Genomic DNA, 11,776 nt, shown 5'->3' on the forward strand with positions numbered 1-11,776 from the left:
CCTGGCTGGTCGCTTCGCCCAAGCATCAGAGCGCCCCCTCACTCCAGCCCTCTTCCCCGGCTACGCCAGGGGAGAGGGAGCAGGACTCCGCGGCAGCGCGCGCTTTAGCCCTCTTCCCCTAGCTTTGCTCGGGGGAGAGGGTTGGGTGAGGGGGACGCTCTTGGCTTTCCCCTTCCCCCAGGCGTCAGAGCGCCCCCTCACCCCAGCCCTCTCCCCCGGCTACGCCAGGAGAGAGGGAGCAGGACTCCGCGGCAGCGCGCGCTTGAGCCCTCTCCCCCGAGCTTTGCTCGGGGGAGAGGGTTGGGTGAGGGGGAAGCTCTTGGCTTTCCTCTTCCCCCAGGCATCAGAGCGCCCCCTTACTCCAGCCCCCTTCCCCGGCTACGCCAGGGGAGAGGGCACATCTACTGTCGGCCTTCTTATTCGATGAATACTCCCCGCTACACCCGCCTGTCTGGCCTCGAACCGCTGGTCATCACGCCGGACCTGCTGTTCATCAACGTCGGCGAGCGCACCAACGTCACCGGCTCGGCGCAGTTTCGGAAGCTGATCAAGGAAGACCGCTACGCCGAGGCGATCGAGGTGGCGCGCCAGCAGGTGGAGAACGGCGCGCAGATCATCGACGTCAACATGGACGAGGGCCTGATCGACTCCGAGGCGGCGATGACGCGCTTCCTCAACCTGATCGCCGCCGAGCCGGACATCGCCCGCGTGCCGGTGATGGTCGATTCCTCCAAGTGGACGGTGATCGAGGCGGGCCTGCGCTGCCTGCAGGGCAAGGGCATCGTCAACTCGATCTCGATGAAGGAGGGTGAAGCGGCCTTCCTGGAGCAGGCGCGCAAGGTGCAGCAGTACGGCGCCGCGGCAGTGGTGATGGCGTTCGACGAGGTTGGCCAGGCCGATACCTGCGCGCGCAAGGTGGAGATCTGCTCGCGCGCCTACGCGCTGCTGACGGAGAAGCTCGACTTCGCGCCCGAGGACATCATCTTCGACCCCAACATCTTCGCCATCGCCACCGGCATCGAGGAGCACAACAACTACGCGGTGGACTTCATCGAGGCGACCCGCGAGCTGAAGAAACGTTTTCCGCTCAGCCACGTCTCCGGCGGCGTGTCCAACGTGTCGTTCTCGTTCCGCGGCAACAACACCGTGCGCGAGGCGATCCACTCGGTATTCCTGTACCACGCCATCCAGGCCGGCATGGACATGGGCATCGTCAACGCCGGCGCGCTGATGATCTACGACGACATTCCCGAGGAACTGCGCGAGCGCGTCGAGGACGTGGTGCTCAACCGCCGCGCCGATGCCACCGAACGGCTGCTGGAAATCGCCGAACGCTTCAAGTCCAAGAAGGGCGAGGCGGTGGTGGAAACCCTGGCATGGCGCGAGAAGCCGGTGCGCGAGCGTCTGAGCCACGCGCTGGTGCATGGCATCGACCAGTTCGTGGTGGAGGACACCGAGGAGGCGCGCCAGCTGTCGCCCCGTCCACTGGACGTGATCGAGGGCCCGCTGATGGACGGCATGAACGTGGTCGGCGACCTCTTCGGCGCCGGCAAGATGTTCCTGCCGCAGGTGGTCAAATCCGCCCGCGTGATGAAAAAGGCGGTCGCCCACCTCATTCCTTTCATCGAGGAAGAGAAGTTGCGCACCGGCGACGCCGGCAAGAACAACGGCACCATCGTGATGGCCACGGTGAAGGGCGACGTGCACGACATCGGCAAGAACATCGTCGGCGTGGTGCTCCGCTGCAACAACTTCGAGGTGATCGACCTGGGCGTGATGGTGCCGGCGCAGAAGATTCTCGACGCCGCGCGCGAGCACAACGCCGACATCATCGGACTGTCCGGACTGATCACGCCCTCGCTGGAAGAAATGAGCCAGGTGGCGCGCGAGATGCAGCGCCAGGAGTTCCAGATCCCGCTGTTGATCGGCGGCGCCACCACCTCGCGTGCGCACACCGCACTGAAGATCGACCCACACTACAAGGCGCCCACCGTGTGGGTGAAGGACGCCTCGCGCGCGGTCGGCGTGGCGCAGTCGCTGCTCAGCAAGGAGCTGGTGGACGCGTTCATGGACAAGGTGCGTGCCGAGTACGCCGATGTGCGCGAACGCCATCGCAACCGCGGCCCGGGCAAGCAGCTGGTGTCACTGGAGAAGGCGCGCGGCCAGCGCTTCAGCTGCGACTGGGACGCCTACCAGCCGGCCCAACCGAAGCAGCCCGGCCTGCATGTGTTCAAGAATTACGATCTCGCCGAACTGCGCCAGTACATCGACTGGACACCGTTCTTCAACGCCTGGGAACTGGCCGGTCGCTACCCCGCCATCCTCACCGACGAGATCGTCGGCAGTCAGGCCACCGAGCTGTTCGCCGACGCACAGAAGATGCTCGACACGCTGATCACCGAAAAGTGGCTGACCGCCCGCGGCGTGATCGGCTTCTGGCCGGCGGCGAGCGTCGGCGACGACATCGTCCTCGAAGGCAGCGCAAAGGGCACGACGCTGCACCACCTGCGCCAGCAGGCGGACAAGCCGGCCGAGCGCCCCGACTTCTGCCTGAGCGACTTCATCGCGCCGAAGGACAGCGACAAGCCCGACTGGATCGGCGGCTTCGCGGTCACCGCCGGCATCGGCATCGAGCAGCACGTGGCCCGCTTCGAGGCGGCGCACGACGACTACTCGGCGATCCTGCTCAAGGCGCTGGCCGACCGCCTGGCCGAAGCGTTCGCCGAACGCATGCACGAGCGCGTGCGCCGCGAGTTCTGGGGCTACGCACCCGACGAGGCGCTGGACAACGACACTCTGATTGCGGAGGGCTACCGCGGCATCCGCCCCGCCCCCGGCTACCCCGCCTGCCCCGACCACACCGAGAAGGCCACGCTGTTCGCCCTGCTCGACGCGCCGGCGAACGCCGGCATGAACCTTACCGAGGGCTTCGCGATGACCCCTGCCGCGGCGGTGTCCGGCTGGTACTTCGCACACCCGGACAGCCAGTACTTCGTGGTCGGCCGGGTCACCCGCGAGCAGGTGGACGACTACGCCCGGCGCAAGGGCTGGACCCGCGAGGAAGCCGAACGCTGGCTGGCGCCGATCCTGGACTACGACCCGGACTGATCCGCCGGCCGGGCGAGCGGGCTCAGACCTCGCTCTCGACCATCTGGCGGCGCTTCACATCACGCATGTGCACCACCAGGTTGTAGACCGACACGAAGGCCGGGAAGAAGTTGGAGAGGATGCCCACCGAGTCGTTCTTGCCCACGATGAAATACGCCAGTAGCAACGCGCTGCCGCACACCGACAGCCACCAGAACGCCAGCGGCATCACCACCCGCTTGAGCTTGCGGGTGTAGTACATCTGCACGAACCAGCGGCTGGTGAACATCAGCGAGCCCAGCAGACCCACCGCCTTCCACGGGGTGAGTTCGAAGCCCTGCAGGGCGGCGAGGATGCGATGCAGTTCGTGCTGGAACAGGTCCATCGGGGCAAGTCCGGGGTGGAAAGCGCGCCAGTCTAGCAATCCATCGCGCGCCGCCCTACCCGCCGCCGATAAAAAGTGTGGCCGCCCGGTTGACCACCGCACGGACTCCCCGTATATTTGCGCGCTCTCGGCGGGCGGTTAGCTCAGCGGTAGAGCACTGCCTTCACACGGCAGGTGTCACAAGTTCGATCCTTGTACCGCCCACCACTCTAGATTCACGAAAGAAGCCACCCTTGCGGTGGCTTCTTTCGTTGCGGCGGACGCCACCGGCTCTCGACCGGCTCAGGCAGCCACGTCCTGGCTGCGCTCCTCGGCTCGCATCTGCTCGATCAACAGCGTGAGGAAGCCCTCGCGCGCGTGCCGGTAGCCGGCATCGTGCGGGCCGGCCAGCGCTGCGGCGTGCATGGCCTCGTGCGCTTCATGCAAGGCCGGCCAGCGCTGCTGGCCGCGCTGGAGATAGCGACCGGCCGGGCAAGGCGCATCGGCATGCTGGCGCCAGAACGCCGGCTCGGCGGGCACCGAGTGCAGGTGTTCTTCCCACAGCAAGGTACCGGCCAGCGCGCCCAGCGCCGTGTCCGGAGCCGTGGAGCCCCAGCCGCTATGGTAGTCGCGCAGCCATGCGGGCAGTTCCTCCAGCGGCATCGGCCGCGCCAGGGCATAGCCCTGCCCCATGTCGGCGCCGAGCAGCAAGGCCGCCTCGATCAGACCCGGGGTTTCCAGGCCTTCCACCACCACTTCCAGGTCCAGATCGTGGCCGAGCCGGATCAGCTGGCGGATGAAGCGCAGCGTCCGCAACGGGTCGTCCACCACCTGCATCACGATCGCCTGATCGATCTTCACGCGATCGAACGGCCATTGGCGCAGACGGATCAGCGAGCTGTAGCCGGCGCCGAGATCGTCTTCCACCAGCCGCACGCCCAGCGCCTTGAACGCACGCATGCCGGCCATCGCCTGGGTGTCATCGTGCTCCATGCCCAGGGGCGATTCGAGTATTTCGAACAGCAGCGATTCGGCGCGGCAGGGGGTGGCCGCCAGCACCTCGGCGGCGGCTTCGGCGTACCGCGGATCCTGCAAGGCGGCCGCCGGGGCATTCACCGACAAGTCCAGCGCGTGGCCCGCGTCGGCCAGTTGCTCGCGTCCGGCGGTGGCCTGGGCCAGCACGTGGCGAAACAGCACCACCAGGTCATCGTCGCCGAGCGCCGGCAGAAACCGTCCCGGCATCAGCAGCTGGCCGTCGCTGTCGCGCACGCGTGCCAGCGCCTCGAGCTCGGTGACGCGACCGTCGCTCAGCCGCACCACCGGCTGGTAGTGCACCTGCAGGGCGTCGGTGGCGATCAAGGCACGCCAGCGCTCGCGCACGAAGAACGGCAGCAGCGCCGTGCCGGGTCGCGGCGGCGCCAGCCGCGCCAGCGCCAGGTCGAGCAGGTTTTTCAGCTGGTCGACGAAGGCCTGCTGGTCTTCGCTCTGCAGGCCGCCGGCATAGGCGCTGTAGATGGTGAGCACAGCTGCCGGCGTCGGCGGCAGCGGGCACAGCGGCACCGCCACGCTGGACACGATGCCGATCGCCAGCGCCTGATCCTTCCAGCTCGCCATGACCGGATCGGTACCGTAGTGCAGGCAGCGCTGGATGGTGGAGCTGCGCCACGCGCGACCGGTCGGGCCACCGCCCTGCGGGCTGTCGGCATTGACGCGGATCGGCGCCGCCTCGCCGCGCGCCAACGCGCGCAGGTAATTGGCGAACGCCTCACCACCCACGGCCTCGTAGGTGAGCTGACCGGAGTGGTCTGGCCGCCCCACTGCGCAGGAGGTGATCTCGTCGTGCGCGGCGAGCATGTCGACCACGCCCTGGATCAGTTCGAGGTAGCCGTCGGCCGACCACGCCAGCGCGTTGAGCCGGGCCAGCAAGGCGACGCGGGCGCGCTGCAATTCGCGCATGCTTTCCAGCTGCCACTGGCGTTCCAGCCCCAACCGCTGCAGCACGATGCTGAGCGGGCGACGATCCCGCGCCGCGGCGTCGCCGAGCATCGCGGCGATCAGATCGCGCAGGCGCTCGATGCCTTCCAGCAGCCACACCTCTTCCAGCCCGGCGGCGGCGTGGAAGCGACCGGCGCGGCCGGCCTGGGCGCGATGAGCATCGATATCCAGTTCCGGCTGCAGCAGCAGATGCAGGTGACGCGCGAAACGTGAGCTCAGTTGTTCGCGGTCGGCGTCCGGCAGCACGTCGAGCAGGCGGGCGATGCCTTCGTGCGCCATCAGTTCGGCGTGGAACGCGGTGATCAGCGCCGGCAGGCGCGGCGCCACCGTCTCGCACCAGGGCTGCAGCACCGCGGCTGCCGAGAGCCCGTACGGCGGTTGGTTGCGGCCGTCATCTTCCGGCGTCGGCGGTTCGGCGGCGATCAGTGGCGTGGACCACCACCGCTCGCGCTGGCGCTTGCGCGCCTTCACCTGGTACATCGCCTGGTCGGCGCGGCGCAGCAGCTGTTCGCCGCTGCCCTTGGCATGGTCGGGAAACAGGGCAATGCCGAGACTGGCCGCCAGGTGGAAGGTGGCGCCATCGATCTCCAGCGGCTCGCGCAGGCGCTGCCACACCCGCTCCAGCAGCGGCTCCAGCTCGCCCTCGTCGTGCAGGCCTTCGCAGACCAGCACGAATTCGTCGCCGCCCAGGCGTGCCACGTAGTCCTCCGGGCGCAGCGCGCGTTGCAGTCGCTGCGCCACTTCCACCAGCAGACGATCGCCCACCGCATGGCCGTGGCGGTCGTTGATCGGCTTGAGGTCATCCAGGTCCAGCATGCCAGCGGCGACCAGCCGTTCGTTGCGCTCGGCGCGAGCGATCGCGCACTCCAGGTGCATGTCCAGCGCACGGCGATTGGGCAGCCCGGTAAGCGCATCGTGCAGGGCCAGATAGGTCTGGCGCTGCTGCTCCTCGGACAGCATCCGCCGACGCTCGTGCTGGCTCAGCGCCAGCCCGGTAGCATCGGCCAGCTCGTCGAGCAGGCGGCACATTTCCTCGTCGAGCGCGTCTTCCTCGCGCGTCACGATCACGAACACCCCCAGCGGGTCCGGACGTGCCGCAGCGCCACCGGTGAGGGGCATGATCGGCCAGCAGCCCATCGCGCCCATCTGGGCCAGTGGCTCGTGCTGCCAGATCGGCGACATGTCCCGGCGCTCGCGCGGCCGCACCCGGACCTGGCGCTCGCGCGACTGCAGCGCCAGCATCGGCACCGTCAACCCGCTGCCATCGGCCTGCCGCAGCGAGGGCGACAGTGGCTGCAGCGCCGCCGCGATCGGCCCGACCAGGGCGGCACGGCGCAGTTGCGTGGTCTGTGTATCGAGGATGTGCACGTCCACCGCGGCGGCACCGGCAATCTCCACCAGCGCTTGCGCCAGCGTGCGGTACACCGCGTCGGGATCGGGCTGGTCGAGCAGCGCGCGCTGGATCGTGCGCTGCGCATCCCGGTAACGGCTCATGCGGGCGCTTCGTTCCACCAGCGCCTGGTGATCCCAGAAGCGCGCCAGCTCGTCGGCCAGTCGCTGCGCCCAGTCCAGCAGGTCTTCGCTGAGATCGGCCGAGCCGCCGGCATATACGGCGAGGGTCAGCTGGCCACCATCGCGGGTATCCGCTGCGGCAGCAATGCAGGAACTGAAACCATGCTGCGCAGCCGCGGCACGCCAGGGCGCGAACATGGGTGCATCGATGGATACCGCCTGCGCCCGATGCTCGCGCAGCGCGATGCCCACCGGGCCGCTGCCACCGGCATCGTCGGCGCGGTTGCTCAGGTGCAGTTCGGCAGCGTAATCGGACTGCGGCCCGGCCGCGGCCAGCACCTGCACCACCACCTCATTCGGGGCACGGCGGCCGATCCACACCAGCGGCAGGCTCATGGTGGCGGCGAGGATGCGCGCGATCTCGACCACCGCCAGGCGACGGTCGTAGCCGGGCGCGGTGTGCAGCAAGGTGAGGGTTTCGGCGACGCTCTGGTAGAAGCGCGAACGCAGCTCGACATGCGCCGCCCGCAGAGGCCCGCCGGCAGCTCCCACCGGGCCGCTCATCCCCGCTTCCTGTTCGCCGGATTCCACGTCGACCGCCATGCGTGCCTGCTGATGCCTCGTCGCCCTGTCCCCATCGGTGTCCATCGCCGCCATCGATCGCCGCGCTCATCGATTGCATGCGAAGCATCCGCCTCTGCCGCAATCCGGCTTATCGTCATTCTCCGGTGGCACTTGAACCCGGCCGTGGGCGTCCGGCCCGCGCTGTGTCGGCGATCATACGCCCGGCATCGGCGCCGCGTGCCAGACTGGCCGCTGCCGGCGCCTGCCAGGGCGACAAGCAAGGGAGGGGGCATGGATCAGGGGAGCCACGGCGCGTCGGCCCGTTTTGGGCTGATCCTGCTGGCGCTGTTCGCGCTGGCCACTGCGGCACTCGGCATCGCGCCGCGCTACCGCCAGGACTGGCTGCTGGAAAACATCGTCGTGCTGGTGGCCGCGCCGCTGCTGGTGATCGGCTGGCGGCGGCTGGCCTTCTCGCGCAGCGCCTACCTGGCGCTGTTCGTCTTCCTGCTGCTGCACGAGGTGGGCGCGCACTACACCTATTCGGAGGTGCCCTACGACGAGGCGTTCGCCTGGCTCACCGGCCATTCGCTCAATGGGCTGCTGGGGCTGCATCGAAATCACTTCGACCGGGCGGTGCATTTCCTCTATGGCATGCTGGTGACGCCCATGGCGATAGAGCTGTTCGCGCATCGGGCGCCGCCGCGCGGCATCTGGCGCTGGATCCTGCCTGTGTGTTTCGTGATGTCCCACTCGGTGGTGTACGAGCTGGTGGAATGGCTGGCCGCGCTGCGCTTCGGCGGCGAGCTGGGCACGGCCTACCTCGGCACCCAGGGCGATCCCTGGGACGCCCAGCAGGACATGGCGCTGGCCGCGCTGGGCAGCGTGCTGTCGATGACCGTGCTGGCCCTGCGGGCCGGCCGCGTGCGGACGGATTGACCGTCGTCAACCTGCTGGCCGCGGTGGCGCCTAGGCTGGATCCGTCACAGCGGGAATCACCGCCATGCGCGCCTCGGACATCGGAATCGCCCGCGTCATCCACGCTCCCGCCACGCTCAGCGTGCGCGACGCGGCCAGCCTGATGCGCCGCCAGCAGGTGGGGTGCCTGGTGGTGTCGCGCGAGCTGCCTTCCGGGCCGGTGCCGGTGGGCATGGTCACCGACCGAGACCTGGTTACCGAGGCCATCGCCGCGGCGCGCGATCTCGACATCACCACGCTGGGCGAGGTGATGTCCGCACCGCTGGCCGTGTGTCCCGCGGACGCGACGCTGGCCGAGGTGGTGGGCATCCTGCGCGGCAGCGGCGTGCGCCGGCTGCCGCTGGTGGACGGCGATGGCCGCCTGGTCGGGTTGGTCAGCGCGGACGACGTGCTGGTTGCGCTCAACGAGTTGCTGGGGCGACTGGCCGAGGCCATGATGGTCGAGCCCCTGCTCGACCGCAGCTATACCTGAGCGCGTTGTACCCATGTCCCGATTCCGGCGCCCTGCATTCCGCCACCTGCCTGTCCTGATCCTCTGCGCGGTGCTGGCAACGCTCTCGCTCGGCGCGATCCGCGCGGCCGGCAGCACGCGCTTCTTCTGGCACCCGGAGATCGCGCCCAACGGCCCGGTGGTGGTCGTGGTGAGCCTGGACGAGCAGAACATCTACGTGTACCGCAACGGCGTGGCGATCGGCGTCGGGCCGATCAGCTCGGGCAAGCCCGGCTACGAGACACCGCCGGGGGTGTACAGCATCCTGCAGAAGGAGCGCGAGCACCGCTCCAATCTCTACGACGACGCACCGATGCCGTACATGCAGCGGCTCACCTGGGACGGCATCGCCCTGCACGGCGGCACCCTGCCCGGCCATCCGGCCTCGCACGGCTGCGTGCGCCTGCCCCAGGCCTTCGCCGAGAAACTGTTCGCGATCACCCAGCGCGGCGGCATTGTGGTGGTGGCCGACGCGCGCATCTCGCCCGAACGCATCGCCCACCCGGCTGCGGTGGCGCCGATCGACCTGAGCGGTGCGCCGATGTCGCCCGCCACGGTGGCAGTGCCGGACGCCTCCGGCACCACGTCGCCCGCCATCGCGCCGTCCAACGTGGAGGCGACGCCGGTCAGCGTGGTGGTGAGCACCTCCGACCGCGCCGTCTATGTGCTTCGCGGCGGACTGCTGGTGGACAGCTCGCCACTCGTCCAGGTGGCCGATCCGGCCCCCTCCGGCATTGTGCTTTACGTGATGACCGGCACCCGCCTCGGCGCGCCCGAGGCCGCGTTCGGCGCGAAACTGCCGAACTGGTCGGCCTACCGCATTTTGGGAGATGGCGCGGCGCCCGAACCTGGCGAGATGGCCAGCCACCTGCATGTTCCGGAGGCGTTCGGCGCCCGCCTGCAGCGGGCCCTGGTGCCAGGCTCCACGGTGCTGGTGACCGACCTCCCCGGCTACGGCAATCCTGCCGGACCGCCCTATGCCAAGCTGCTCGAATCGGAGCCGGCCAGCGGCCCCGGCCCAGGCGCGAAGCCGGTCACGAATCACGGAAGCCGCTGACTGTGTTCAGTTTTCCCTGACAAATCGTTCAGCTTGCGCCGGACAGACTGCCGTTCGTCTCTGCCGTCTGCGGTCATCCCCGATGTCGATCCTCGCCCCTCGCACCCTGGTGCGTCGCGTGCTCCCCGTTGTGTCCCTGCTCTTCATGCTGCCGCTGGCTGGCCGTGCCGCGGCCCCGCCGCCCCCGAGCGCCGGTGACCTGGCCGCCGCGCTGTCCCGCGCGGCACCGGCGGCCGACCCCAAGGTGATCGCCCTGGCGACCCGCGCGCTGCAATGCGTGCAGAAGGCGATGCCGACGCGCACGCTCAGCGTGATCGACTACTCGCGCCCGTCCACCGAGCCCCGCCTGTGGGTGTTCGACGTGAACCAGCGCACCCTGTTGTTCAAGGAGTGGGTGGCGCACGGGCGCAACAGTGGCGACAACCTCACCGAACGTTTTTCCAATGTGCCGGGCAGCCTGATGTCCAGCCTCGGCACCTTCGTCACCGACGGCACCTACCAGGGTCACAATGGCTACTCGTTGCGGCTGAAGGGCCTGGACGACGGCTTCAACGACAACGCCGAGAGCCGCGCCATCGTGATCCACGGCGCCAACTACGTGAGCCCGGCGTTCGCCAAGACGCAGGGACGGATCGGTCGCAGCTGGGGCTGTCCGGCGGTGCGCGCCGGCGTGGCGCACAAACTGATCGACGCGATCCGCGAGCGTTCGGTGGTATTCGCCTACTATCCAGACCAGCGCTGGCTGAGCCACGCCGCCACGCTGGGTGACTGCGGCACCAGCGTCACCGCCAGCCTCAACGGCGGCGGTGGCCGAACCAGCACGCGCGCCGCGCTCAGCCCCTGATGGCAATGGCGCTCAGTGCGCCATCAGCAGCGGCAGATGGGTGTGGTCGAGCACGTGGCGCGTGGCCCCGCCAAGTACCAGTTCGCTGAGTCGCGAACGGCCCCACGCACCCATCACCAGCAGGTCGGCATCCATCGCGCGGGCTTCGTCGAGCAGCGCCTTGCCGGTATGGGGCGAATCGTCGAAGCGCTCCCACTCCACCGTCACACCCTGCCGGGCCAGCCAGGCGCGCAGCGGCAAGGCCGGTGGCGCCAGTCCCGGCAGGCCGGTGCGCTCGCCATCGAGCACGCGCACCTTGCTGGCCCGCTGCAGCAGCGGCAGCGCCGCCTTCACCGCATCGGCGGCCTCGCCCGAGCCGTTCCAGGCGATCAGCACGCGTTCGAGCGTGGCCGGGCCCTGCCAGGTTTCCGGCACCAGCAGCATCGGCGCCGCATCGCCGAACAGGGTGCGGGTGATGTTGTCGAAGCCGATCGGTGAATCGGGGTTCTTCACCGGCAGGTCGGTCACGATGAACTGCGCCAGGCGCGAACGCTTGGCCAGGATCGGCACGTAACTGCCGCGCAGCACCTCCCACTCGCCCTGCACGCCGTAGCGTTCGCACAGGCTGCGCCACCAGCCGGCATGCGCCTGCGCGGCGCGCTCTTCGGTATCGAGCAGGGCCATCGCCTCGGGCATGGTCATGATCGGCGGATACACCGCCACCACGTGCATGCCGGTGACGAAGGCGCCCAGCCGATGCGCCGTGGCCATGCCAACGACGTTGGCGGAGGCATCGTCGTCCATCCGTTCGACGTTGATGATGAGATCGAGCATGGCGGTCCTCGCTTGGCGTCGGGTGTCGGTGCGATTGTGCTGCGTACCGCCGGTCGCGCCTTGACCGACGTCAAG

Annotated in this window: 8 protein-coding genes and 1 tRNA gene; 6 read left to right on the top strand and 3 right to left on the bottom strand. The window is 68.9% G+C overall.

Going from position 1 to position 11,776, the window contains the following annotated elements:
* Positions 1 to 399 precede the first annotated feature (399 nt).
* Complete coding sequence (gene metH / locus ACTHJF_RS00050; protein ID WP_440265295.1) at positions 400 to 3,108, top strand: methionine synthase; 2,709 nt, start codon at positions 400 to 402, stop codon at positions 3,106 to 3,108.
* 22 nt (positions 3,109 to 3,130) lie between these two features.
* Here the strand turns inward: metH and ACTHJF_RS00055 are convergent, their stop codons facing one another.
* Entirely contained in the window at positions 3,131 to 3,472 is a 342-nt protein-coding gene (locus ACTHJF_RS00055; RefSeq protein ID WP_440265250.1) for a lipid-A-disaccharide synthase N-terminal domain-containing protein, read from the bottom strand.
* Between the two features lie 132 nt (positions 3,473 to 3,604).
* Here ACTHJF_RS00055 and ACTHJF_RS00060 point away from each other — a divergent pair.
* Positions 3,605 to 3,679 (top strand) — tRNA-Val (locus ACTHJF_RS00060).
* A 75-nt stretch (positions 3,680 to 3,754) separates the two neighbouring features.
* Here the strand turns inward: ACTHJF_RS00060 and ACTHJF_RS00065 are convergent.
* Positions 3,755 to 7,561, bottom strand: a complete 3,807-nt coding sequence (locus ACTHJF_RS00065; protein WP_440265251.1) for an EAL domain-containing protein — start codon at positions 7,559 to 7,561, stop codon at positions 3,755 to 3,757.
* Between the two features lie 252 nt (positions 7,562 to 7,813).
* Here ACTHJF_RS00065 and ACTHJF_RS00070 point away from each other — a divergent pair, with 252 nt between their 5' ends.
* The 4 genes from ACTHJF_RS00070 to ACTHJF_RS00085 all read left to right on the top strand — a co-directional run bounded on the left by ACTHJF_RS00070 (position 7,814) and on the right by ACTHJF_RS00085 (position 10,888).
* Positions 7,814 to 8,458, top strand: coding sequence for a DUF2238 domain-containing protein (locus ACTHJF_RS00070; RefSeq protein ID WP_440265252.1), 645 nt, complete (start codon positions 7,814 to 7,816; stop codon positions 8,456 to 8,458).
* Between the two features lie 64 nt (positions 8,459 to 8,522).
* Positions 8,523 to 8,969, top strand: a complete 447-nt coding sequence (locus ACTHJF_RS00075) for a CBS domain-containing protein (RefSeq protein WP_440265253.1) — start codon at positions 8,523 to 8,525, stop codon at positions 8,967 to 8,969.
* 13 nt (positions 8,970 to 8,982) lie between these two features.
* Entirely contained in the window at positions 8,983 to 10,044 is a 1,062-nt protein-coding gene (locus ACTHJF_RS00080) for a L,D-transpeptidase family protein (protein WP_440265254.1), read from the top strand.
* Between the two features lie 145 nt (positions 10,045 to 10,189).
* A complete protein-coding gene (locus ACTHJF_RS00085) occupies positions 10,190 to 10,888 on the top strand; it encodes a murein L,D-transpeptidase catalytic domain family protein (protein ID WP_440265296.1) in 699 nt (232 codons plus the stop codon).
* Between the two features lie 12 nt (positions 10,889 to 10,900).
* Here ACTHJF_RS00085 and ACTHJF_RS00090 read toward each other — a convergent pair whose 3' ends face one another.
* Positions 10,901 to 11,701, bottom strand: coding sequence for a universal stress protein (locus ACTHJF_RS00090; protein ID WP_440265255.1), 801 nt, complete (start codon positions 11,699 to 11,701; stop codon positions 10,901 to 10,903).
* Positions 11,702 to 11,776: the final 75 nt, after the last annotated feature.

The sequence above is a fragment of the Dyella sp. genome (assembly GCF_051962475.1).
Taxonomy (GTDB): Bacteria; Pseudomonadota; Gammaproteobacteria; order Xanthomonadales; family Rhodanobacteraceae; genus Dyella_A.